The following is a 24993-nucleotide window of genomic DNA, read 5'->3' as shown; positions in this document are numbered from 1 at the left end:
ACCGTGTGCATGTGTCATCGTTACCTATCCGTACCGATTCACTGAGTGAGCATAATCCAGCTCAGTGAGGACACCGAGATAAGAACCCACAAACCGACGCCGAACAGTAACGGCCGTGGCCCTGCCTGACGCAACTTACCGAATGACAGACTACAGCCAATCAAAAACAGGCAAATCACCAGTGTCTGTTTCGCCAGTGTAAAGATCCCCTGATAAAGCTCAGAAAACTGGGGTAGTTGGTCATGACCAATAATCGCAGCGCAGTAGAATAAGATGAAATAGGGAATGGTGATTTTTCTTGATTGGCTGCGAAATAAAAATGTACTGATAAATGCCACCGGAATAATCCAGAGCGCGCGAGCCAGTTTTAATGTCGTTGCGGTTTTGAGGGCGGTTTCTCCATAGGCAGATGCGGCTCCGACCACCGAAGACGTATCATGAATGGCAATGGCTGCCCAAGTGCCGAATGTTGTCTGACTCATATTGAGCAGGTGACCGACCGCCGGAAATATAAATAAAGCCAGTGAATTGAGGACAAAAATCGTTCCCAGTGCCAGACCGATCTGTTCATCATCTGCATCGATAGCCGGCGCAACGGCTGCAATGGCACTACCGCCGCAGATCGCCGTCCCTGATGCGATCAGGTAACCTGTTTTACGCATCAGTCCGACCCGGACACTGACAAACCAACCGATCAGCAAGGTACTGAACAAGGTTGCAACAATCAACCCCAAGCCATGAGCCGTAACGGTGAGTGCAGTTTGCAGCGGAATGCCGAATCCGAGGCCGATAATCGAGTAAGCGAGTAATTTTTTGGTGATTTTCGCTAAAGGAAGTCCCTGCGGAACCAGCCCTAAAGTGGTCAGAAAAAAGCCGATGACCAGTGCTGAAGGGGAAGTGATATAAGATGTCGTACAAATCAGTAATCCAAGTACGAACGGGACGTTTTTGAGCTGGAAAGCATTTTTGAGCGAGTCAAACTTTTTGAATGCAAAAGCATTACTGAACAAACGACTGAATAAAGGAGTCATGTCGATACCGCGATCAGAGAAGATGACGCTATTCTAACCGAAACAAGCGATCAGTCAGTCTGAATGTTTTTAACTTTCATTCATTAAAATTGAACAATTAGCGCCATGTGCCTCTTAACTCAGCCACATGTCGCTGCAACTGAGTGCTGTCGGTATCGGCTACCATGATTGGCGGAGCCGCTTCCACTTCAATTTTTGCTCTGAAACGTTGCGGCAGTCCACGACAAGCCCGGCCGCGATGGCGACTGAAATAACTGCCCCACATCCCTTTCAGTGCCATCGGAATCACCGGGGCGGAAGTGTGCTGAATAATGCGGTCCAAACCGCGGAGAAACGGTCCGATTTCACCGTCTGATGTGAGTCGTCCTTCGGGGAAAATGCAGACCAGTTCCCCCTGCTGAAGTGCCTGTTCAATCTGCACAAACGCTTGGCGAATGGTCTTACCGTGTGAAGCACAGATCGGGATGACTCCCGCACGATTCAAAACCGGTCGAATCAGAGGAAGGGTGGTGTAATCGGCTTCCATCACGAAACGGATCAATCGCGGTGATGCGGCACTGAGAATCAGCGCATCCAGATAGGTGACGTGGTTACAAATAATCAGGGCACCGCCCTGAGACGGCAGATGATGTAGATTGCGATAATGAACTCGATAGCATATTTTCGTCAGACATGACAGCACGAAACGCAGCGTTTCAATCGGTCGCTGATACAATAAATAAACCGCGATGCCCAGATTGATCAGCGAGAGCAGCAAAAACAGGTCGGGGATCGACCATTGCAACAACGACAGAACGATGATTGCGACGATTGCGCTGATCACCATAAACAGTGCGTTGTAAATATTAAGGGCTGCAATCACTTGTGCACGTTGTTCCGGGTGGGCGCGTTGTTGTAATAACGTATACAAAGGGACGATAAACATTCCCCCGAAGCCCCCCAGGCATAATAAGCTAAAAAATAGCGGCCATAGTTCGGTGTTGGTGACAAAGGCTGTAAAGCTCATTGCTTGAGGTAATGCGTCCGGTATGCTGTTGACCAGCCCGTAACCACAAAACGAGATCCCCAGACAAGCCAGTGGCACAAGCCCGAGTTCAACCCGGTGGCGTGACAGGCGGTCGCACAGTAAAGAACCGAGTGCAATACCCACCGAAAACAGTGTTAGTAGCCAAGAGACTGCCCCTTCATTGCCATGAAGGAGATAACGCGTGAAATTTGGAAATTGTGTCAGATAAGTTGCTCCCATAAACCAGAACCAACTGATGATCAGAATGGTCCGGTGGATCACAGGATCCTGCTTGGCAATCCGCAGCGTTTGGCGTGTTTGTGAGATAGGACGCCAGTGAAAACGCTGGCTCGGAGCGGTTGCCGGAGCATGGGGGATATAGCGGCTTGCCAGATAGCCACACACGGCGAACACCAAGACTGCACCCGCCGCGATGTATTCTGCACTTGGGGTTGAGGCGATCACTCCTGCCAGTAATGTCCCCAGCAGAATCGCCAGAAATGTTCCGGTTTCGACCAGTGCATTGCCGCTCATCAGTTCATCAGGCTTCAGTTGTTGTGGCAGTAAGGCGTATTTGACGGGGCCGAATAAGGCAGACTGGGTGCCCATCAGAAAAAGCAGCAACAGTAAAATCAGATAACTGTGGGTGATGAATCCAATGGCAGCCAGACTCATGATGACAATTTCTAATAACTTTATTTTTCGGATCAGTTTGCTTTTTTCCAGTTGGTCCGCGAGAACGCCGGAAGAGGCGGAAAACAGAAAGAAAGGCAGAATAAATAAGCCGGCAGCGAGATTAATAAACAGGGTGCTTGAAATCGCCAGTTGATCGGCACTGCTAAACGCAACAAACAATAGCAAGGTGTTTTTAAACACATTATCGTTAAACGCCCCGAAAAACTGAGTAATGAAATAAGGTAGAAAACGTCGGGAAGAGAGCAGTGATGAAGTCGTATGAGACATGGGAGCATCCTTTTTACCCAGTGCGATTAAGTCAAAGCTATTGTGACGAGTTTGATTACCAAGCCTTTAGATAGTGGGTCAGTAAGTTATGAATCAGTTCATTGCCGTCAATCGGTGATGAAGCAAAGAATTTATCATCGACACTCAGTAAAGTGATGCCGTGTACGCCGGCCCACAAAACGCGACTGGTAATCGTAATTTCTTCCGCTGAACGCTGTGGTGCCAGCTGCTGTAACAGGGTTTCCAGTATGTCCGTCATGTGATCGATTCTTTGTGTCTGCCATGCGGGCAGATCTTCGCCATTCATATTGTGTTCAAAAATCAGTTGCCAGCGGAAGGTATGGCGTTGGGCAAAATCGTGATAGCAGTAGGCGAGTTGAAATAAGGCGTCCCGGTGATCGGTACTCTGACTGACTGCCTGTCTGGCCTCTTCAATCAGTTCATCGAGTGTCTGGGCGACGGCATGTAATAACAAGAGATTATAGCTACCGAACACATTGACTAATGTACTGGGGACATAACCAATCATGGCTGCGACCTTGCGTAAGCTCAGTTCATGATAAGAGTGATCGGTAAGAAATTTTTTGACATGTTCCAATGTCAGCTGAATGAGCTCTTCTCGCGTGTGGTCGTTTCTTCTGGCCATGATCTGTAATCGTTAATGAACAACGTTCAATATATTATGGTTCCCTTGTCTGAGCGTCAATCAAAGCCTGCAATATTCTGATACATGTAAAGAGTTTCTTTGGTCAGTAGGAGTGTCTATGATACTCCTGATCCCTTTTAACAAAACGAAGGATAGACATGAAACGCTTTTTATCGTTAATGACCCTAATTATTGTTTCAGTAGCGGTGATGCCGGTCGCTGATGCAAAGAAATTCGGTGGTGGCCGTTCTTTGGGCAGTAGCCTCAAAACTGCTCCGGCACCGAAGCAACAGTACAGCAATACCAAAACGCAGGATAATAAAGCCGGTCAGACGCAAAATGCCGGACGTAAAGGCCTGATGGGAGGACTTCTGGGCGGTCTGCTCGCCGGTGGTCTGTTGGCTGCTTTTTTCGGTGGCGCTTTTGAAGGTATCCAGTTTATGGATATTCTGATTATCGGGTTAGTGGCGTTTTTCATCTTCAAATTATTGCGCGGGGTTCTGGCTGCCAAGCAGGGCAGTATGAATCAGCAGCAACCGGCATTTGGCGGGGCCGCTCATCGACAGTCTCATGTGCATAGCTTCGAACAACCTGAAGATACTGCCGTAGGAGGAAGCGGCTTTGGTACTAATGCTGCCAGTGACGTACCGCACCGTTACCCTCCGGAATTTGACCGGGCAGCATTCCTGAACGGAGCCAGAGAACACTATCGCATCTTGCAGGGAGCATGGAATCACAATGAGTTAGACACCATTCGTGAATATGTTTCTGCAAGCCTGTTTGACGATTTGAAAGCAGAACGGGAAAAACTGACCGGTGAACAGCATACCGATGTGATGTATGTCGATGCCGAGTTTGTCCGTGCTGATTATGATGCGAACCGCGCCCAGTTGAGCTTACAATTTTCAGGGCGTTACCGTGATGCTGTTGAAGGCATTGAAGAAGAGATCCAAGATATCTGGCATCTTGAACGGGATTTAACCGTGCCGAATTCGCCTTGGCTGATTGTTGGTATTCAAGGCTAATTATCATCATTGATGGATAAAAAGTTGATTGATGAAAAAATGCCTCCGTTTGCGGAGGCATTTTCCTTTGTGTCGACTGAGATCTTCACGCTTACGCTATCGGGCCGATGGCGCTAAACAAAATGCAGGACATCACCATTCGGTAAAACACGAGCCAGTCGCGGAAAAATATGCTCAAAGGCCATGTGGTGAAGTTCTGATGAGAATGAACTACAAGCATTTTCGATGGTGAGCATATTATATCCGAGCTCCCAACCGTGGCGCAGGGTGGATTCTACCCCCATATTGGTTGCAATCCCGACAACAACGAGATGACGAATCCCACGTCTGCGTAGCTGCATATCCAGTTCTGTCCCTGTAAATGCACCCCATTGCCGTTTGGTGATTAATACATCCCCGTCTTCAACCACACCATCAGCCAATGTCATCCACGGTTCCATTGCTTCCGGTGCCGGAGTCGGTTCATCAACCACACCGGGCGGGTAATCCTGCCGGTCGGCAGACCAACCGACATTGACGCCGACTACGGTCGCACCATGCTGGCGAAAACGCGCTGCCAGCGACTGGCACCTTGCCAGTATTTCATCTGAGGGGTACGGATAGCGCTGCGGGGCGAGTATACCCTGTTGTAAATCGATCAGAATCAATGCGGTTTCATGCGGGTTTAATGTCAGCATCGTGATTTCCTTGAATTGATGAGAATCGGAGATTAAATCTCTACCTGACATTCAGGCACAGATGTGATCTTGGATTGCTGATCGTCAAAAAAATTCCCATTCAATTCAAATGAATCCAGTTGTGCCAGATAAGGCGCGATCGAACCGATATGTTGCTCTACCCAAGCCGGATTGTAATAGCAGTCCAGATAGCGTTCACCATCATCACACCATAATGTCACCAGCGAGCCAGTTTCACCGTTGCGTTGCATCTGCCGGGCGAGCTGGAGTGTTGCATAGAGGTTGGTTCCGGTTGAGGGGCCGGCTTTGCGGCCGGTTTGCTGCTCCAGCCAGTGGATGGTCGCGATACTGGCAGCATCAGGGACGGCGATCATGGTGTCAATCACACCCGGTATAAAGCTGGGCTCAACTCTGGGGCGGCCAATTCCCTCAATCCGGCTGCTTTGTTGGCAAGTCAGTTGAGAATCATTGTGAAGAAACGCATCGTAAAAGACCGAGTTTTCACAATCTGCAACACATAATTGGGTTGGATACTGGCGATAATGAATATGGCGTCCCAGTGTGGCGGAGGTGCCGCCGGTGCCGGCTGACATCACCAGCCAGCGCGGTAGCGGAAAGCGTTCTTGCGCCATTTGTGCAAAAATCGCATGAGCGACGTTATCTGTTCCTCGCCAATCCGAGGCACGTTCTGCATAAGTGAACTGGTCGATATAGTGTCCGCCGAGTGTTTCAGCCAGTTGCCGGGCCACCGGGTAAATATCACAAGAACGGTCGACAAAGTGTGCTGTGCCGCCATATTGTTCGATCAACTCAATTTTCTTACGCGCGGTAGTTCGTGGCATCACCGCATAAAAAGGCAAGCCAAGCATGCGGGCAAAATAGGCCTCGGAGATTGCAGTGCTGCCGGAAGAGGATTCGATAATCGGGGTGTCCGGTCCGATCAAACCATTGGTCAAAGCATACAAAAACAGTGATCGGGCCAAGCGATGTTTCAGCGAACCTGTCGGATGCCGACTTTCATCTTTGAGGTAAATGTCGATGTTCTGCAAACCGGGTACGGTTAGTTTGATCAGCGGCGTCTCCGGATGACGAGCTTCTTCGGCCATGATTTGATGAATTGCCTGCTTAATCCAACCATGATTACTGGACATATGAATACTTCCTATAAAGCGAATAATATGAACGAACGAGTAGAATAAAAATAACCGTATTCACAGAGAAAAAGGTTTCTTTTTTTGCTGTTTTTTGGCTAAATTGTAGAAAATTTTTCTCTTATATTGAAGGTGTGGAGTATGCAGCTGGATAAAACCGATAAACAATTACTGCGATTATTACAGCAGAATGCGGAATGGTCTTTGAGTGAGTTGGCCGATGCGGTCAATCTGACCACGACACCATGCTGGAAGCGGTTAAAAAAGCTCGAAGAAATAGGAGTTATCCAAAAGCGAGTTGCGTTGCTGGATCCGGAAAAGTTAGGATTAAATTTCACCGCTTATGTGATGCTCAAAACCAGTAATCACTCGCATGAGTGGTATGTCCGTTTTGTTGAAATCGCTTCAGAATTTCCAGAAGTGATGGAGTTCTACCGGATGGCGGGGGAGTATGACTACATGATGAAAGTCGTCGTCAAAGATATGCGCTGCTTTGACGAGTTTTACAAGCAACTGGTCAATCGTATCGAAGGCTTGAGTGATGTGACCTCGACCTTTGCGATGGAATCACTGAAATATACCACGGAGCTGCCATTGTCATAACGGTTGTTAATACTGAGTATGCACCTCGGCCTGCCGACACAGAAAAATGTCCCGACAGGCCACTTGAACTTGAACTTGAGTATAAGAGCTAAGAGCTGTCAGCTTACTTAAGGTTAATCAGTGAACCCGGTTAACCAAATATCAATGTAATAAAAACAATGACAGCAAATAAAACTCCAATATATTTCAAGAAGAGACCTATATTTTTACTCCCGCCCGGTGGGGGGGTATTACAACATCCCATACTGACCTCCGGTGTTGGTGATGACCACATCTGTACCATAAAGCTTCCCCTTGGGGGAAAGTAAAGCCTGCAGTCATCAAAAGTTATGGTCTCAACTAAGCATCATCTGATGGCTTTGGCGTGGTGCGATCAGGAAAACGCATCACACCTTCCTGTACCGCACTGGCAACCAAATCACCTTGCTGGTTGTAGATCTCTCCCCGTACCAGCCCGCGGCCGTATGTCGCACTTGGGCTCTCAATCGCAAACAACAGCCACTCATCCATACTAAACGGGCGGTGATACCACATCGAGTGATCAATCGTTGCGACCTGAAATCCCGGTGTCATCAGCGTGACTGCATGTGGGTGCAAGGCTGTGACCAGAAAGCCCCAGTCAGAGGCGTAGCCGAGCAGATACTGATGGATCAACTGATCATTCGGTAATTCACCGTTGGCCCGAATCCACAGATACTGTCTGGGTTCGATTTTTTCCGGTTGGAACGGATTTACCACATGCACCGGACGAATTTCGATGGGTTTCTCCCGACAGAACATTTTTTTGACCGGTTCAGAGAGGCGGTGGGAAATTTGGTTCATCAGCTCGGTTTCAGAAGCATAATTTTCCGGCCCGGGGATGTCTGGCATCGTGTTTTGGTGCTCAAAGCCAGTACCTTCACCGTGGTATGACGCAGTCAGATAAAAAATCGGCCGGCCATTTTGGATCGCTTTCACGCGTCGTGTACTGAAATTGCGCCCGTCTCTGAGATTTTCTATATCATAAATAATCGGTTTTTCCGGATCGCCCGGGTGAAGAAAGTAGCTATGAAATGAATGAACCGTCCGCTCAGAATCGACGGTATAGCGGGCAGCTGATAGTGCCTGACCGATCACTTGCCCCCCATAAACCTGAGGTAACCCAAGGTGTTCACTGTCACCCCGATAGAGTCCTTCCTCTAGTTTTTCTAATTGCAAAAGTTCGAGTAAATTATTGAGAGCCTCGCTCATACTACCTCACTATTTTATCTACACACCGACATCAAACGCTGTCAGAAATCAAAAATCAAGTTTTGTTTAATTGATATTTATCTCTATAATTATCGGCTCAAAATGGAAGATATATAAAATTTATAATGATGAATCATAACAATCAATGGCGCCTTTTTTGGCCCTTTATCTGTATTTTTCTCAGCAGTGGGGGACTGGCACAGACACAAGCTCAACCTCAAGAAGCACTCATTCATGAAATGACCGGCACATTGCTCGGTGATTATCCATTACCGAAAGAGGTGCTCGTGGTGGTGACTCTCAATGATAAAACGCAGCATAATCAGGTGGTTGCAAAATATCAATTTCATGGTGACGGTTTAACGTTGCCGATTGACTTTCAACTCTCTTATACCCAGTCGAGCATTCGGCAAAATCATCGTTATCGTATTCAGGCGGAGATTTTCGAACAGGGACATGTCCGGTATCGGGGCGCGGGTACGGCAACAGATCTTGCCCTTGAACCCACGGTATATGATGGTCGGATCCAAATGGTGCCAGCGAAGAAAAGTGCATCATCACATTAGTCCGGTTGCCAGCGGTAGCTGCGGAGTGAAATTCTGCCGCTGCTGCTGACTGGTATCCCTTCTGCGACTAATTCCGCTCGCTGGCGGTCAAAATCCGGACCGGACAGCGAGATTTCTCCCTTGCTGTTAATCACCCGAAACCAAGGGAGCGTCGAACCTTTGGGCAGTTGCCCCAGCGCTTTACCGACATGACGTGCATAGCCCGGATAACCTGCCATTTTGGCGATATCCCCATAAGTGCTCACTTTGCCTGCCGGGATTTGGTGAATCACGGTAAACACCTGAGCAAGAAACTGCTTTTTATCATCAGAATGCGTCATCTCAATCGATCCGCTACCAAAGTTGAATGACATTGAGTCCCATAATTAATGCGCACCAGTGTATGATCAAAACGGCTGTCTGTCAGGTCTTTGATTTGTGCACAATCGGTTGAACGGGATAGGTTTCATGGTGTAAAACGAGCGAATCTGATTAATCCCTACCCACTCAGTTGGTATCAGACCACTTTTATCAGAAAGAGGCTTGCAATGCGGATCTCAATACCTGATAATCACCCCGCTTTCGATGTTCACCATCAAAGCCCTTATCTATGGAGGCCCTGGTCCTCCCGCAACACTAATTCGTGAACTTGGTCAGGACCGGAAGGTAGCAGCCACAGCGAATGACGTGTGTGCCGGGATGTGGCTGGGGCTTCCACCCATCTGATGTGTGCAAATTGAAATTGCAAAAATTGCACTTAACTCTGCAAATTTTCACAATGTATCTGCATAGACTATTTTTTGTTGTAGGTTTACAACAAAAAGTGGCAGCGCTATGTATGATCAAACCAAAAAATCCTCCCATGTTCATAATATCCGCAAGTTTATGAGCTTAAAGAATGACGATATTGTTCGGACTATGTCGGTACTTGAGTTTGATCTATACGGCTAACTCATCATTCTATTTAACTTAGTTACATATAGAAATTTCCTCACTGAAAGTTTTTCTAACCTATGACTCTATGTCTTCATTAACTTTTCGTTATTTAAGTAAGGCTTTTTAGTTCTAGTCTTGTATTTCTTAAGGGTAGTTATGCTTATTTTTGGTGATTTACCTTAATTTGGTTTCGTTTGTATCTGGATTTCTTACTTATCGATTTGTATGTTTATTCGTCTTCGCTACCCGATTATTTGTAAAAACTACCCATTTATATCCTTGTTTCTGGCTCGTGAGACAGTAAGTTTTATGGGAAAGGAAATTAAAACAAGGAATGTCATGGATAACTTCTACTATCTATCAGCCCGAGCTGGTCGTTTGCTGTTAGTGTTTGTCGGGCTGTCAATGATCATATTCTCTATTGCGAGATTGGTTCCAGGTGATCCGGCACGAATCGCATTAGGGCCTATGGCCACACCGGAACAGGTCGCTGAATTACGCGCAAGCATGGGACTTAACGAGCCGTTGGTTAGTCAATATATCCAATATGTTGGTAATTTACTGGATGGCGACATGGGCGAGTCGACAATGACTGGTCGCGACGTTCTAACAGATATTCAACAAGCGTTACCAGCGACACTAGAGTTAGTTCTGGTTGCCGTGTTCTTCACCGCGTGTCTCGGGATTCCGCTCGGACTATTTGCTGCGTATAAACCTAATGGTGTGTTTGACCAGTTTTCACGCATCATCTCACTGGTGGGTGTGGTCACCCCTTCGTTCTTATTAGCGATCATTCTTCAGTTAATGGCGAGTGTTGGCTGGTTTGATTTACCCGTAACAGAGCGTATGTCCAGCTCGTTGACGTTTGATGAGTCATATACAGGATTACTCCTTTTAGATTCTTTATTAGCAGGACGTTTCGATATCTTTGCTGATAGTTTGCAGCATATTTTATTACCTGCCATTGCACTATCAGCGGCTGGTATATCTCAGGTAATGCGTATTACCCGTTCTTCAATGATTGAATTCAGTCACCGTGACCATGTTGAAACACTTCGTGCGTGTGGTGTGAGTCGTCCACTGGTGAACTTTAAGTACCTGCTACGTTTAAGTGCTTCAGCACCATTGACGATTCTTGGTCTTGAGTTTGCGTCTTTGATTGGTAACGCCTTTGTTGTGGAAATGGTGTTTTCATGGCCCGGTGTAGCAAGTTATGGCGTACGCTCCATCTTGCATAAAGATTTCAACGCAGTGGTAGGGGTTGTATTAGTTTCAGGTGTCTTTTTCATCGTAGCAAACCTTGTGATCGACTTTGTTATTGGTCTTGTTGACCCTCGTGTGAAGCTGAAAGGGAAGTAATAGCTTATGAATAACTTAGATACACATTTGCCAAATGGAGTAGAGGAGTTTACTCCTGAAACGGCAAGTAAACAGTACACAAACTTTGGTAGAGCCTGGTATCGTTTTACCCGTAACCATACGGCGGTCATCGGCCTATTGATTGTGGTCAGTGTATTGCTGCTCGCGATTTTCGCTCCATTACTTGCACCGTACCCTGAACATGCAGGCAGCTTCGTGAATTTCAGAGCGCGTCACTTTGCACCAAGTTTAGAGTACTTCATGGGAACTGATAACGTAGGGCGTGATATCTTTAGCCGCGTGATCTTCGGTTACCGTATCTCTCTGACACTTGTGATTGGCGTACTGGCTATCTCTGTGCCTATCGGTGTGTTACTCGGTATCGTTGCTGCTTATGCAGGTGGCTGGGTTGAACAGGTGATCATGCGTTTTAATGACATGTTACTGGCTGTTCCACCGTTGGCACTTGCTCTGGCGATTACTTCTATCCTTGAGCCAAGCCTGACCAATGCGATGATTGCGATATCGTTCCTGTGGTGGAACTGGCATTGCCGACTGATTTATCGCTTAGCGAAGAGCTTAGTAACAGAAGACTTTGTCGAAGCCGCTCGCTTAAGTGGCGCCTCTCACTGGCACATCATCACTAAAGAGATTCTGCCTAACTGTATTGCTGCTATCAGTGTAAAAACAACGCTGGATGCTGGTTTCGTTATCCTGTTTGGTGCGACGTTAAGCTTCCTGGGACTAGGAGTTCAACCGCCAACACCGGATCTTGGCACTATGGTTTCTACCGGCGCAAGCTACTTACCAGAATACTGGTGGGAAGCGATCATGCCTGGTCTTGCCATCTTATATGCCATCCTGGGATTCAACCTTCTTGGTGATGGACTACGTGACTTCTTCGACGTTGAGGTATAAAGCATGAATTTGATTGAAATTAATAACCTCAACCTTGCGTTTAAGGTCTACGGCGGAACCAGAAAGGTCCTGCACAATGTTTCGATTAACATTAAGCCAGGCGAGCGTGTTGCGCTGATTGGTGAATCCGGTTCAGGTAAAAGTGTGACCAGTAAGTTTTTGATTGGCACTCTAAACGATAGCCAGACCATTGTTGAGAGCGGTGAACTGAAAGTAAACGGTAAAGATGCGTTGAACATGAGTGATGGTGAGCGTGAATCGCTTAAAGGTTCAATCATGTCGATGATTCAGCAGGATCCGCAAACGTCGTTTAACCCGGTGTTCCGTATTGGTACGCACTTAGATGACATTATGAAAGCTGGTGATAAGTTGATGAAAATCTCCAGCAGCGCGGCAGCGAGAAAATCACACATTTTTGATGTGCTTAAGAAAGTAAAACTGTTGGACGCGGAGCGTGTTTACTCATCTTATCCATGGCAACTATCCGGAGGCATGCGTCAAAGAGTGCTTATCGCAATGGCGTTGCTGCATCCGACTCGCTTGCTTATCGCGGATGAACCCGGTACAGCACTGGATGTGACCACACAGGATGAAATCATCAAGCTAATCAACCAACTGGTTATTGATGAAGAACTTGCGCTACTTATGGTAACCCACAACCTTGGTGTGGTACGTAAAACAGCAGACCGGGTCTATGTCATGCAGCATGGTCGCATTGTCGAACATGGTGCGGTGAAGGATATCTTCGCGAATCCAAGCCACCCATACACAGTCAGACTGTTTAACGCGGTACCTAAACTGTATGTGGACAGTGAGTCCGCTCCTGCAAATGACGAAGAATCGGTTCTTGTCAGCCTGATAGACGTGGAAAAACGTTTTATCACTAAGAAAAACTGGCAGGGTAAAGTGGTCGATGAAGTCGCTGCGGTTAAACCACTCTCGTTGGATATAAAAAAAGGCGATACGTTTGGAATTGCTGGTGAATCAGGCTCTGGTAAAACAACTCTGGCCCGAATGATCATGGGCATCATAGAGTCGACTAGTGGCAGCATTATGATTGAGAACCGTCAGTTGGAAACCTGGCGTGGAAAGAAAGAGAATCGCCATAGTATTCAGATGGTTCACCAAAACCCGGCTGCTTCATTGAACCCACGACGTACGATTGCTCAGACATTAGAGGTTCCACTTAAGTTTATCGCGCAAAGCGAAAAGCGTAAGCAGGAAATAGAACGTCTGCTGACGTTGGTTGAACTCCCTCTGGAGTACGCGGATATGTATCCGTCTAGCCTGTCTGGCGGTCAAAAGCAACGTGTGGCTATTGCAAGAGCATTGGCAGCTAACCCAAAAATTCTGGTGCTGGATGAACCAACTTCAGCACTGGATGTATCTGTACAGAAAAGCATTATTTCGCTGTTGGAAAAACTTCAGCAGCAGCTGGGACTGACGTACATCTTTATTTCGCATGATTTAAGTTTAATGCGCAATTTCTGTAACCGAGTCGCAGTTATGTTCCGCGGACAGCTTATTGAAAGCGGCGACACCAAAGAAATATTTGAACAATCAACACAGCTTTATACCCGAGCGCTTATTCGAGCAATTCCTGTTGTCAGCGATGATGAAGAGCAACATAAGCCAGAGATTAGTGACGAAGATGCTATCCGCGTCTTGCAACAGGGATGATTTAAGGAGAGACAATGACAACGTGTTATAGGATAGGCATTGATGTCGGTGGTACCAATACCGATGCCGTATTAATGAATCATAATGAAGTGGTTGCGACAACCAAGCAACCAACGACAGAGGATGTCACCACTGGTATTGAAAAAGCGCTTGGTACGATTCTGGAAACTTCCGGAGTGTCAAGCAGTGACATTCTGGGTGTGATGATTGGTACAACCCACTTTACGAATGCTGTCGTTGAACGTAAGCATTTGTCTAAAACAGCCGTTATTCGTTTGTGTTTACCTGCGACTTTGAGTGTGCCTCCTTTTGCTGGCTGGCCAGAAGACATCAAAGAATTGATTGATGCGGGCAGCTATCTGGTAAAAGGCGGTTATGAGTTTGACGGACGTAAAATCAATCCGTTAGATGAAGTACATATTAGAGAAATTGCGCTTGATCTAAAGAGTAAAGATATTACTTCTGCAATGGTGAACAGCGTATTCAGCCCGGTTAATGATGAGTCAGAAAAACGAGTTGCTGAAATTTTCGCGGAAATTCACCCTGAGTGTACTGTTGTTCTGTCGAATCAGGTTGGCCGAATAGGTCTGCTGGAGCGTGAGAATGCCGCAATACTTAATGCAAGCCTGCTGGCGCTGAGTGAGAAAACCGTTGATGCATTTGCTAACGCGCTAAAAGTGTGTGGTTTACATTGCCCGTTCTTTATCACTCAGAACGACGGTACCTTGATGAATGCTGAGTTCGTTAAGCAATTCCCGGTACTGACTTTTGCAAGCGGTCCGACTAACTCTATGCGTGGTGCTGTATTCCTGTCAGGTGAGCAGGACGCCATTGTGGTCGATATCGGTGGTACAACCACAGACGTTGGTTTGGTCCAACAGGGCTTCCCACGTCAGGCTTCATCCAGTGTTGATGTTGGCGGTGTACGTACTAACTTTAGAATGCCGGATATGGTGTCAGTCGGTTTAGGCGGCGGTAGCTGTGTAAACTTCAACCTCGGCACCTTAGACAAAAAAGTCGAAGTTGGTCCTCAGAGTGTTGGTTACCGAATCATCGAAGAAGCATTGGTATTTGGTGGTACTCAGATCACTGCAACAGACATCGCCGTCGCATCAGGGCGTGCTCAAGTTGGTGACGTTAGCAAAGCAACCGGTATTGACGAGTCACTTGTGGCACTTTCTCTTGGCGAAATGGACAAGATAATGCTGGAAGTAGTCGAGAAAAACCGCCTTTCTTCTGCTGAAATCCCAGTTATTGTTGTCGGTGGTGGCTCTATCATCGCACCGGATGAAATTGGCGGGCTGAAAGCGATTAAGCCAAATCATTTTTCGGTTGCAAACGCGGTAGGTGCTGCGATTGCACAGGTGAGCGGTGAAGCAGACAAAATTTACAGTCTGACTGAAATCACCCGTAAACAAGCGATTGAAGATGCGGTTAATGTTGCGATTAAAAAAGCCATTGCAGCAGGTGCCAGCGCACACAGTATTCAGGTTATTGACCAGGAAGATGTGCCGTTAGCGTATTTACCAGGGAACGCCACTCGCGTTCGAGTCAAAGTGGTAGGAGACTTGGAGTTTAACAATGATTGAGTTAACCAAAAATGATATCGAAGCATTGGAAATTGGTGCCGCTATATTAGGTACTGGTGGTGGTGGTAACCCTTATTACGGGAAGTTGCACGCTATTGCAGAAATGGACAAAGGATCAAAAGTTAATCTGATCAGCTTAAGTGAATTGGATGACGATGCTCTGGTTATTTCGGTCGGTAATATTGGTGCGCCAGCCGTATCAATGGAAAAAATCTGTGAAGGTAACGAAATTGTTCGTGCTATCCGTGCTATCGAAGAAGACATCGGCAAGAAGGTTGATGCGATTATTCCGGTAGAGATTGGTGGTGCAAACGGTCTTCGTCCGGCGGCAATCGCTGCGATTACCGGATTACCACTTGTGGATGGTGACGGTATGGGCCGAGCTTTCCCGGAAATGCAGATGACGACATTCAGTATTTATGGTCACTGCAGTGTGCCAGCGGCGATGTCGGATGCACATGGTAATACCGTTATCTTCAAAAACCTGATTGATGAGTTCTGGCTGGAACGACTGGCCCGTGCTTGTGTGGTTCAAATGGGCGGTGGTGCCGGCATGGTAGAAGCACCAATGAAAGGCAGCTTCGTTAAAAAGTACGCAGTACCTGGAACCGTTACACAAGCGAAGAATCTTGGACTGGCAGTAATGCGTTCGAACGCAGAAAAAACCAATCCTATTGAAGAAATCTGTGCTCATGAGAATGGCAAAGTGTTGTTTGAAGGCAAAATCGTTGACCTTGAAAGAAACATGGTTGCCGGTTTTACCCGCGGTACAGTCCAGATGGAAGGTTCGGGCGGATTTTCTGAAAACAAGGCAAGCATTGATATTCAAAACGAAAACCTGATTTTGAAAGTGAATGATGAAGTGGCTTGTAGCGTACCAGATCTGATCATCATTCTGGACATCGAAACTGGTCATGCGATCACGACAGAAATTCTACGATACGGTCAAAAAGTCGCGGTACTTGCGATTCCGTGTCACCCGTTACTGCGTTCTGAAAAAGCTCTGGAAATTATTGGTCCGGCCGCGTTCGGATACCCAGAAATTCAATATGTACCATTTAGCTAATCGATAAAGGATCTATCTATTATGAAAATGACAACGGTTGCTGCACTAACTGCAGCTGCATTGACTGCCGGCACTGCAATGGCAGAAAGCTACGATGATTTAACTGCAACGATGAACGTTATTCAGGTTGTAGGTAGCATTGACCCTGCAAAGGTGTCTGACTACACAGAATACCTGATGGCAGTTAACCTGTACGACGGTTTAACGACTGCAGATACGACAGGTAACATCGTTCCGCATCTGGCGAAAAGCTGGGATATTTCACCAGATGGTAAAACATTTACTTTCCACCTGGTAGAAGATGCAACATTCCAGGACGGTTCTCCGGTTGAAGCAAAAGACGTGGTTTACTCAGCGAAACGCTTGCTAACTTTAAACCAGGGACCTGCTGGTTTCTTTCAGCCATATCTTGATGCTGATGGTGTAGAAGCGACAGATACACATACTGTTACATTCCACCTTAAACAATCATCTTCGGCATTTTTGGCGATGACTCCGATTTTGTTTGTGATTAACTCGGACGTAGCGTTAGAAAATAAGGGTGAAAACGAATGGTCAGAACAATACTTAGCGTCTAAAGGTGCTGGTACAGGACCATATAAGCTGGGCGAGTGGCAGCGTGGTAGTCGTATCATGCTTGAACGTAACCACGACTATTTCAAAGGCTTTAAAGAGAACCCTGTTGAGAAAGTCCGCGTATTGATTACTAATGATGAATCAACCATTAAGGCGTTGGCAAACAAAGGTGAGCTGGATTTAAGCAGTATTTACCAAGCCAACGAAACGCTTGATGCGATCAATAAGCTGGACAATTACCACATTCAGCAATTAAGTACGGCTAGTGGCTACTACGTGAAGTTTAACAACCAGTTGCCACCAACGGATGACGTGAATATCCGAAAAGCGCTTGCGTTAGCGATCGACTATGACCTGGTTAACGAAGAGCTGCACCCGGGTGAACCAATGGCTGGTCCGTTAGTATCACTGTTTAAAGATGCTCACCTGGATACGCTTGAAGCTCCGAAACTGGATCTGGCTAAAGCGGCAGAGTACGTACAGAAATCTAAATATGCAGGCAGCCCAATTCCTATCACGTTAGGTTACGTTGCGGGTTCTGCTTATGAAGAAGAAATCGCGCTGATGATGCAGGCAAACTTGCAAGCGATTGGTTTCAAACCAACGTTACAGGCTGACCCATGGAGCCGAATCACAGAGATTGCAGCGAAACCGGAAACAACGCCGAACGTTAACCAAATTTTCTTTGGTCCAACGTATTCATCTCCACTTTCTGTGTTCTATAACCAGTACTCTTCAAAGTCAGCCGGCTCTTGGGCGTCAATGTCATGGTTAAACGATCCAAAAGTGGATGACATGATCGACGCTGCTGGTACTGAGCTGGATGATGACAAACGTAATGCTATCTACAAAGAACTGCAACAATACATTGTTGACAATCAGGTAGATACATTCCTGCAGACCACTTACTACCGTATGGGTGTAAACAACTGCTTTAGTGATATGGAGTTTGTGCCAATTCAAGGCTTCTACTTCGATTTCTCTCGCTTTAACTGGTTATGTCGTCCGGCTGGTCGTTAATGCTCCACATTGCAGTGGAGGGAAACCTTCACTGCATTCCCGAATGTTGTTTTAGGTAATTTTGTATGTCGTTAAAACAAACTATCACTGCGTTTGATTTGCTTGAAGATGCGCAAGTATCAGGGAACGATGTTGTTGCTCTGTTCGAAGGCTTTGAGGGAATCACCGCGACTACTTATCCTTTAAAAGGGGATAAAGGCAGTACCGATATCGTACGAATTGATATTCCGGGTACTAAAGGTAAACAAGCACAAGGTGATGCTCCAACGTTGGGTATTATCGGCCGCCTTGGTGGTATCGGTGCGCGACCTGCAAGAATTGGTATGGTATCAGACGCGGATGGCGCAGTCGCTGCCATTGCATGTGCGTTAAAACTTGCGACGATGCGTCAACGTGGAGACAGTCTGGAAGGTGATGTTGTGATTACCACTCACATCTGTCCGACGGCACCAGTTCGTCCGCATAAGCCTGTGGATTTTATGGACTCACCGGTCACAACTTCTGAGATTTTACCACATGAAGTGGTTGATGAGTGCGATGCGTATTTGTCGATTGATACCACCAAAGGTAACCGCTACATCAACCACAAAGGCTTTGCAATTTCGCCAACAGTGATTGATGGCTATATTCTGCACCCTGCGGATGATCTGATTGAATTAATGGAATTTGTAACTGGCAAGAAAGCGGTGTGTTTCCCGTTGTCGACAGCTGATATTACTCCGTACTCAAACGGACTTCATCACATAAACAGCATTATGCAACCAGCAACTGCAACAGATAAACCTATAGTCGGTGTTGCTATCACTACTGAAAGCTCCGTTCCGGGTTGTGGTACTGGTGTAAGTCATGAAACTGATATCGCGCTGGTTAGTTCGTTCTGTATTGAAGCCGCTAAGGCTTATGGCCGCAAAGAGTGTTCTTTGTATAGCGAAGAGCAGTTTGCTGGCCTGAAGAAACATTATGGTTCGATGAGCCACTTGGTTAGCGAAAGCTGAACCTGAAATTTATCCCTTAATGAATCCAACCCTTGTCATTTGCTAATTGCACTAAAGCCTGACGGCTTTTTAAGCCAAATTGCTTGAAGATGTTTTTCAAATGAAATTTTACGGTACTTTCGGACAATCCTGTGTATTGAGCAATTTGCTTATTCGAAAGACCTTCTGCTAAGCGCTGTATTATAAGTAGCTGCTTATTTGTCAATTCGGCGACATTTATTCGCCTGTTGCTGAGTTGACATTTTTCTTCCCAGTGTAAAATTGCTTGTTCGAATTGAGTGTATTGAATTCGTTTTTTCTCACCCGCTTTTATTTTCTTTAATATGGGATTGAGCCAGTGCATTTCTAAAAGCAGTGGTAACCATAAGTTCAGTTTATAAGTACGATAAAACAGTGACAGTAGCTTTGTTGTTACGGTCGAGGTGTTACCGTTATGCCATAGCAACTTAATCTCCTGCAATGAATAGCAGATATCGGACCAGGCGGTATCATTGCTTTGTCGGGCGTTGGTTTTTGGTGATTGCGGCAATTTGTGAATGGAAATTAAGCCAATATCGTTTCGATAATTCAGCCATTGATAAAGCTCAGTAAAGGTACCAATAATCGTCGTTTTCTCTTCTATGATTTGATTGAGCTTGGTCTGTGCCTCTATCCACCGTTCCTGTTGTTGCAGGATCAGAATCAACAGCAGATTAAAGTAGATGGTTGCATGGGCATCTGAAAATCGTATCTGATATTCATAATGAAGTTCATCGATAAGGGAGAGTGCCTGCTCGAAATCGTGATTGATCAACTGAGTTGCAATACCAAAGAAATCAAATTGGGTGATGAACTCAGGCCAGACTTCAGAATGCTTACGCAGTATTGATACGTTATTCCATGATTTCAGTGCTTGCGAGCTATCTCCGCGCAGCAGTTCGATCATGCCATCAACCAGATCAATGAAGTTGTGTTCAAAACTTAGCGTATGATAAAAGCTGATACGTTTGATGTGACGTTTGGCTTCCTGACTGTGTTCAGCGGCAACATCAACATAACCCATACGTAAATTAATCCGCGCCAGATTGAAGTGGCAATAGAAAATCAGGTATGGGATGTCATTCTTGATCGCCAGTTCCAGCTCTTTCCGCTGATAGACCGCCGCCTGAAACCAATCCCCCAGGTTACTATATTGAATAGAAACCATGCCGTAGTAGTTCATTATTGCGTTTTCATCCGCAGACAGATGAAATTCCAGTTTATGTAACTTGTCGAGTTTCAAATCACCCGAGGTCGCCGCAAAATAGGTTTCATATTTCGTCAGGATCAGGCTGGCAATCGCCCGGTCTTGTTCGTGACGATAGTAGGGCTGTTTGAGTAACTCTAAGTTTTCGATGAAGCCACGTGCTTCAACGAATTGCTGGTTTTTGAACAGGTAAATGGTTTTTGCCCAGCACAGTGACAGTTCACTCTCAATCACTTCGATAGGGAAGGTATCAAGGATCTGTTTTAGTTCCGAAAAACCATGGTAGTAACCATACATCCCACTACCGCTTTGCTTAAACCAGCGTATTGCTAAATCAATATTCTGAGTATTAATCGCGGTGCGGATTGCGGTATAGATTTGTCCGCTTTTATAGTGGTTTTTAGCCACAATCCTCATTGCTTCCTGATAGATGCGGGTATCGGTTTTGGCAATGCTTTCTAATGTCTTTCTAAGGTATGGAATACCGAGAACAAATTTGTCGTCTCTGTCGAGTTCTATCAGTGGTGATAGATTTTCGATGTGCGTGTTTTCCAGAGGAATAAGTTTACGCTTGATGTTCGAGCTAAATGCCAGAGCAATTAACAGGCGCTGCTCATGGTAAGACAGACTTGGAAGAATTCTTGCCTGTATAAACTCCTGCAGGGACTCTTTATATCGTTCAGTATCCAGCTCTTTCCAGTTGGCGACCAGAACCGGCCAGCCTTTTGTTTGCAGATAAATATCGCTGTAATCGTCTGGGTACAACTGTGAAATTTCATCCTGAGAAAACAGCAGTGCATGGTGATCAATAAGTGCAATTTTTTTATACAGCAACGCTTCAGAGATTATTTTGTTATTACCAATCCAACTTGCACTAATAAACAAAGTTTGTTCTTTAGCTTCCAGAAGAGGGCACATCTGAATGACCTGATTCAGATGCTGGTGAAATGCTCTTCCAAGTGGGTCCCAGATCATATGACCGCCATGCTCCGTATTTTCAGGATTAGGCAGCGAGTTATGAATATCACACTTAAGGTATTCTGAAAGTTGTTTTAATACGGTTGATTTTCCGCTGCCAGCCATCCCATTTAAAATAACGATAGGAGACTTTTGGGTGGCCATAAAATGGAGCAGAGGGAAGCGTTCGATCATAATTTTACTGTCAAGCTACGTTTTAATAACACGCTAACATAATGTTATGGGAAAGCAACGGTTAACCATTGGTAGTAAAGGTTAACAGTGACTATAACAGCGAAAAAAGTAGGTAATTTTGTAGCAAGAGCAATAATATGGGGTCAAGGACAAATACAGTAGCAAGGAAAGCCTGAATGGAATCGTCACTGTTAAAGGATATTAGCCCAATCGCATCTGAAATCGAGCAATCAAGTATTCGTACTATTGCGAATTTTGGTATGTCTCAGGAAGGGGTAATACCACTTTGGTTTGGTGAGTCAGATATCGTCACTCCACAATTTATATGTGATGCCGCAAGTGAAAGTTTGTGGCGTGGTGAAACATTATACACGCCTAACAACGGTATGCCTGCATTACGAGAGGCGTTGGTGGACTACCAGTCACGTCTTTTTTCCCGTGATTTTGAACAAGATAATATAGTTGTGACCGTATCCGGTACCAATGCGGTTATGCTCGCTGCGCAGACTATTCTAAAGCCTGCCGATAAGGTTGTGGTGATTACGCCGGCATTCCCGACATTAATGGCGATTCCCCGTTTATTGGGCGCAGAAGTGGTTCAGTTCCCACTCACACAAACAGAAGGTCGGTTTGAACTTGATTTAGAAGGCTTGTTTGAAACACTGAAAGACGCTCGCGCACTTGTGATTAACTCACCAGCAAACCCAACAGGCTGGATGGCAAGTAATCAGCAAATAGAAGCTTTGGTTGAGTTTTCAAGACAAACCGGGTTGTGGATCATTTCCGATGAAGTGTATAACCGTCATGTTTATGAAGGGAATTATGCACCGTCGTTTTGTGAATATCTGACTGAAGACGACCACATTATTATCTGTAACAGCTTTTCTAAAGCATGGTGTATGACAGGTTGGCGTTTAGGCTGGTTAACGCTTCCGACAGCATTGCGCCCGACGATAACTAAGTTGATTGAGTTTAATGTTTCTTGTGCGCCAGCATTTGTTCAGGCTGCTGGTTTAGCTGCAGTACAAGAGGGTGAGTCGTTCTTAAAAGAGACGATGCAACGCTTTAAAATTTCTCGTGATATGGTTCAGCATGCCTTGGGCGATATCAGTCATGTGACACTCTACGATATGCCTGCGACGTTTTATGCATATATAAAAGTTGATGGTCTTAGTGATAATAGTCAATCCTTTATTCTGGATATGATTAAAGACGCTAAAGTGGGTGTGGCTCCCGGAGAAGCGTTTGGTGAGGCTGGTAAAGGGCATTTACGTATTTGTTACGGCAGTAATCATGAAAAACTGGAAATAGCATTAGCGAGACTAAGAGAGTTTTTATTGTCGGCGGTATAATTGTTAAGCATTAAATTATTTTTGTCCATCATCGAGTCAGCCAGATCTGAGCTGACTCATTTGTGTCCAAAAGTGAGTTGCAAATGATATTTGTGATGTTTAATGCTAACAGCGTCAGAGTATGCCGCCGAGGGGGCATGATTTACTTCGAGCTTAACATGTAGGAAAGTTTCTTACGCTGTATTTGAGTTAAAGTAAAAATTTGCTAACTTATTCTGCAATTTTATGCTGTTATATATTGCAATCTTGACTGTAACTCATTGATCTTACGTACGAGGTTATGCAGACTTATGTTGCACGAATCACCATCTATCTCTTTTCTAAGATAAATTGCTCTCTTATTTTCCAATCATTTATATTTTTGTGCACAGGTACTGAATCATGGTACTAAATGGGTTATTCATCCCAAAAATGGCTCTTGGCAGTTTAGATTTCAGATTCCGGCGCAGTTTCGCGAACTACTGGATCATAAATGCGAATACAAACGAAATTTCGGGTTTATTAATAAAAGCTCTGCTTGCTTGCGTTAGAACATGAAATAGAGATTCGCAAACGCATGGGTGCCGTCGTCTACAACAGACAAACTTCAAACTTCGATCAGACATTTGTCGATTCAGAGATAATGAAACGTTTTTTATCGTTGGTATCTACAACGTCTTGAATTAAATTTCTGTCAATATCTTCGATTTCATTTGAAGTAGAGGCTTTATCAATCAGCTCATCAATATTAGCCCATCCATGTGGGTCGAGCGTTAGGTCAATCGCTTCTGGTTTGTGGCGTAGCACAAAGCTTAAAAATTTACTGATCTGCTTGAGTTGATTTTGGGAAGTCATATATTTTATTTTCTCTATTACATATTCAAGTTAGTTAATTATTCTTTTCAAACAAACCCGTTCCACCAATCCTTTCAATCGCTGCACTTCTGTTTCCAGATATGCCAATTCTTCTTCGGTGATCTCATAATGCTCCGAGTAGCGGGCTTCGATATAGGCGCGTTGCAGGCGGCGGAAGCTGCGGCGGTGGAATTTGTTGTCGAGCGGGAAAATGGTTGCAAATTCAGCATCGATTTGGGCGCATAGTTTCCCCAGTTTTTCGATGTTGTGGGATTTGGGTAAATAATTGGTGCAGGTCAGTAGGGTACAGGCAAACAATTTTTCAGTGACTTGGTGAAGCTGAAAGGATGCTGTTTTTAAATGACCATTTTTAACCATCGGATGAAAATAAAGGAAAAACTCGTTGGCACTCGTAAACCACTGTTCATAATGCTTACGGGCAATTTCCTGCTTTTCTGCTTCGGTTAAATCCCCCGGCTCTGCCAGCGGTTTTGGTGTGGCTGCAAATAGTTCAATCCCTTCTTCGCGGATATCCCGAAAAAAATAATGCCCTTGCTGTAGCCGTTCGTTCACTTCCTGCAAATCATGGACAATCAATCCCAGCGGTGCCGAAGTGACTTTACGGTCGATCTGCTCTTTGGCGCGTTGCCAGACGACATCTTCTTCAACCAGTGCGGCTTTATTCACAATCACCAGAATATCGTAGTCACTGATATAGCCATTGACCGGATCGTTGACCCAAGTGCCTTTGGCATGGCTGCCGAACAGGATGATTTTCACAATACGAAACTCGCTTTTACTCGCCGTTTTCCCCTGAAGATAGTCTTCCAGCGTATCGCGCAGAATGGTCGATATGGTGGCAAGCTCCTGTTGTTTGGATTCAGGCAAATGGTCGAGAGATGTTTTCATAAAGCGATATTCGGTCTGTGTGGATTGAATGGCTCATAGGATAAAAGAAGCGAGCGGCAAAAAACACTGTTTGTCATGGTTTTAGTGGTGTTGCCTAGGGAAATGCGACGGGGTTCGGTTTTATTGATTTGTCTTGTTGTAGCCTCCGGCTCCGAAATATGACGCACTTTAAGGTGTGTGTCCTGATAAGTGCAAATAATGAACCTATCTGGTGAACAATAAATTTCTATCGATGATTTCCATTCTTCGTTAGTGCAATTGTTACCGCTATATCTTCTTATAAAACTTTGCGATACCTGAGGTTATCTGAAGGTACAAGTGTAACGTTTTGAGTGTGCTAATCGGCAGTGTGGAATCTAACAATTAGATGTCTTTATTCATAAGTGTTAATTATATCCGCCCCATGGTCTAAAGGAGTGAATCCTTTTTTACTTATACCTTCAATTCCTCAAATTCTTCATGAAAGCTGAAGCATCCGGCCAGAACCCACGATAGTGATTGTGGG

General features: G+C 45.5%; 21 protein-coding genes, 1 other RNA gene and 2 pseudogenes. 14 read left to right on the top strand and 10 right to left on the bottom strand.

The window, feature by feature from the left end; all coding sequences use genetic code 11:
• Positions 1 to 38: 38 nt before the first annotated feature.
• The 3 genes from AC55NX_RS02295 to AC55NX_RS02285 form a co-directional block, all read right to left on the bottom strand.
• On the bottom strand, positions 39 to 1031 hold the full coding sequence (locus AC55NX_RS02295; RefSeq protein ID WP_496994276.1) for a YeiH family protein: 993 nt from the start codon (positions 1029 to 1031) through the stop codon (positions 39 to 41).
• Positions 1032 to 1128: 97 nt separating this feature from the next.
• A complete protein-coding gene (locus AC55NX_RS02290; protein ID WP_496994275.1) occupies positions 1129 to 3000 on the bottom strand; it encodes an MFS transporter in 1872 nt (623 codons plus the stop codon).
• A 55-nt stretch (positions 3001 to 3055) separates the two neighbouring features.
• Positions 3056 to 3646, bottom strand: a complete 591-nt coding sequence (locus tag AC55NX_RS02285; protein ID WP_496994274.1) for a TetR/AcrR family transcriptional regulator — start codon at positions 3644 to 3646, stop codon at positions 3056 to 3058.
• A gap of 158 nt (positions 3647 to 3804) precedes the next feature.
• Between AC55NX_RS02285 and AC55NX_RS02280 the strand changes: the two genes are divergently transcribed.
• The gene (locus AC55NX_RS02280) at positions 3805 to 4671 is read left to right on the top strand and encodes a Tim44 domain-containing protein (protein ID WP_496994273.1); all 867 of its coding nucleotides are present in this window, start codon (positions 3805 to 3807) and stop codon (positions 4669 to 4671) included.
• A 113-nt stretch (positions 4672 to 4784) separates the two neighbouring features.
• Here the strand turns inward: AC55NX_RS02280 and AC55NX_RS02275 are convergent, their stop codons facing one another.
• A complete protein-coding gene (locus tag AC55NX_RS02275; RefSeq protein ID WP_496994272.1) occupies positions 4785 to 5348 on the bottom strand; it encodes a hydrolase in 564 nt (187 codons plus the stop codon).
• Between the two features lie 32 nt (positions 5349 to 5380).
• Complete coding sequence (locus AC55NX_RS02270; protein ID WP_496994271.1) at positions 5381 to 6499, bottom strand: PLP-dependent cysteine synthase family protein; 1119 nt, start codon at positions 6497 to 6499, stop codon at positions 5381 to 5383.
• Positions 6500 to 6640: 141 nt separating this feature from the next.
• On the opposite strand from AC55NX_RS02270, the gene AC55NX_RS02265 reads away from it, so the two are divergent.
• Complete coding sequence (locus AC55NX_RS02265) at positions 6641 to 7102, top strand: Lrp/AsnC family transcriptional regulator (protein WP_496994270.1); 462 nt, start codon at positions 6641 to 6643, stop codon at positions 7100 to 7102.
• A 339-nt stretch (positions 7103 to 7441) separates the two neighbouring features.
• Here AC55NX_RS02265 and tesB read toward each other — a convergent pair whose 3' ends face one another.
• Positions 7442 to 8332, bottom strand: coding sequence for an acyl-CoA thioesterase II (tesB, locus tag AC55NX_RS02260; RefSeq protein WP_496994269.1), 891 nt, complete (start codon positions 8330 to 8332; stop codon positions 7442 to 7444).
• A 125-nt stretch (positions 8333 to 8457) separates the two neighbouring features.
• Here tesB and AC55NX_RS02255 point away from each other — a divergent pair, with 125 nt between their 5' ends.
• On the top strand, positions 8458 to 8898 hold the full coding sequence (locus AC55NX_RS02255; RefSeq protein ID WP_496994268.1) for a YbaY family lipoprotein: 441 nt from the start codon (positions 8458 to 8460) through the stop codon (positions 8896 to 8898).
• On the opposite strand, the gene AC55NX_RS02250 is transcribed toward AC55NX_RS02255, so the two are convergent.
• Positions 8895 to 9218, bottom strand: coding sequence for an MGMT family protein (locus AC55NX_RS02250; protein WP_496994267.1), 324 nt, complete (start codon positions 9216 to 9218; stop codon positions 8895 to 8897). The two genes, AC55NX_RS02255 and AC55NX_RS02250, sit on opposite strands and share 4 nt — an antisense overlap.
• A 276-nt stretch (positions 9219 to 9494) precedes the next feature.
• Between AC55NX_RS02250 and ffs the strand changes: the two genes are divergently transcribed.
• The 10 genes and pseudogenes from ffs to AC55NX_RS02200 all read left to right on the top strand — a co-directional run bounded on the left by ffs (position 9495) and on the right by AC55NX_RS02200 (position 19016).
• Positions 9495 to 9591, top strand: an RNA gene (ffs, locus tag AC55NX_RS02245) — signal recognition particle sRNA small type.
• A 120-nt stretch (positions 9592 to 9711) separates the two neighbouring features.
• Positions 9712 to 9816: pseudogene (locus AC55NX_RS02240) on the top strand (TnsA endonuclease N-terminal domain-containing protein); the annotation flags it as partial.
• Positions 9817 to 10152: 336 nt separating this feature from the next.
• A complete protein-coding gene (locus tag AC55NX_RS02235) occupies positions 10153 to 11172 on the top strand; it encodes an ABC transporter permease (RefSeq protein WP_496994266.1) in 1020 nt (339 codons plus the stop codon).
• 6 nt (positions 11173 to 11178) lie between these two features.
• Positions 11179 to 11364: pseudogene (locus tag AC55NX_RS02230) on the top strand (D,D-dipeptide ABC transporter permease); the annotation flags it as partial.
• 69 nt (positions 11365 to 11433) lie between these two features.
• Positions 11434 to 12090, top strand: coding sequence for an ABC transporter permease (locus AC55NX_RS02225; RefSeq protein ID WP_496994450.1), 657 nt, complete (start codon positions 11434 to 11436; stop codon positions 12088 to 12090).
• 3 nt (positions 12091 to 12093) lie between these two features.
• On the top strand, positions 12094 to 13770 hold the full coding sequence (locus AC55NX_RS02220) for a dipeptide ABC transporter ATP-binding protein (RefSeq protein ID WP_496994265.1): 1677 nt from the start codon (positions 12094 to 12096) through the stop codon (positions 13768 to 13770).
• A 14-nt stretch (positions 13771 to 13784) separates the two neighbouring features.
• On the top strand, positions 13785 to 15359 hold the full coding sequence (locus AC55NX_RS02215; protein WP_496994264.1) for a hydantoinase/oxoprolinase N-terminal domain-containing protein: 1575 nt from the start codon (positions 13785 to 13787) through the stop codon (positions 15357 to 15359).
• On the top strand, positions 15352 to 16425 hold the full coding sequence (locus AC55NX_RS02210; protein WP_496994263.1) for an S-methyl thiohydantoin desulfurase family protein: 1074 nt from the start codon (positions 15352 to 15354) through the stop codon (positions 16423 to 16425). Before AC55NX_RS02215 ends, AC55NX_RS02210 begins: the two co-directional genes overlap by 8 nt.
• Before the next feature lie 21 nt (positions 16426 to 16446).
• Positions 16447 to 18021 (top strand): ABC transporter substrate-binding protein, encoded by a 1575-nt coding sequence (locus AC55NX_RS02205; RefSeq protein WP_496994262.1) that lies wholly within the window; start codon positions 16447 to 16449, stop codon positions 18019 to 18021.
• A 65-nt stretch (positions 18022 to 18086) separates the two neighbouring features.
• Positions 18087 to 19016, top strand: coding sequence for a DUF1177 domain-containing protein (locus AC55NX_RS02200; protein ID WP_496994261.1), 930 nt, complete (start codon positions 18087 to 18089; stop codon positions 19014 to 19016).
• A 16-nt stretch (positions 19017 to 19032) separates the two neighbouring features.
• Here the strand turns inward: AC55NX_RS02200 and AC55NX_RS02195 are convergent, their stop codons facing one another.
• Entirely contained in the window at positions 19033 to 21393 is a 2361-nt protein-coding gene (locus AC55NX_RS02195; protein WP_496994260.1) for a response regulator transcription factor, read from the bottom strand.
• A gap of 176 nt (positions 21394 to 21569) precedes the next feature.
• Here AC55NX_RS02195 and AC55NX_RS02190 point away from each other — a divergent pair, with 176 nt between their 5' ends.
• Entirely contained in the window at positions 21570 to 22745 is a 1176-nt protein-coding gene (locus AC55NX_RS02190) for a pyridoxal phosphate-dependent aminotransferase (RefSeq protein WP_496994259.1), read from the top strand.
• 597 nt (positions 22746 to 23342) lie between these two features.
• On the opposite strand, the gene AC55NX_RS02185 is transcribed toward AC55NX_RS02190, so the two are convergent.
• Entirely contained in the window at positions 23343 to 23579 is a 237-nt protein-coding gene (locus AC55NX_RS02185; RefSeq protein WP_496994258.1) for an RNA 2'-phosphotransferase, read from the bottom strand.
• A 30-nt stretch (positions 23580 to 23609) separates the two neighbouring features.
• A complete protein-coding gene (locus AC55NX_RS02180; protein WP_496994257.1) occupies positions 23610 to 24488 on the bottom strand; it encodes a HEPN domain-containing protein in 879 nt (292 codons plus the stop codon).
• Between the last annotated feature and the right edge of the window lie 505 nt (positions 24489 to 24993).

This window comes from Vibrio rubrogenes (assembly GCF_059641415.1).
Note: the sequence above shows the minus strand (reverse complement) of the source record. Positions and strands in the feature narration are given on the sequence as shown.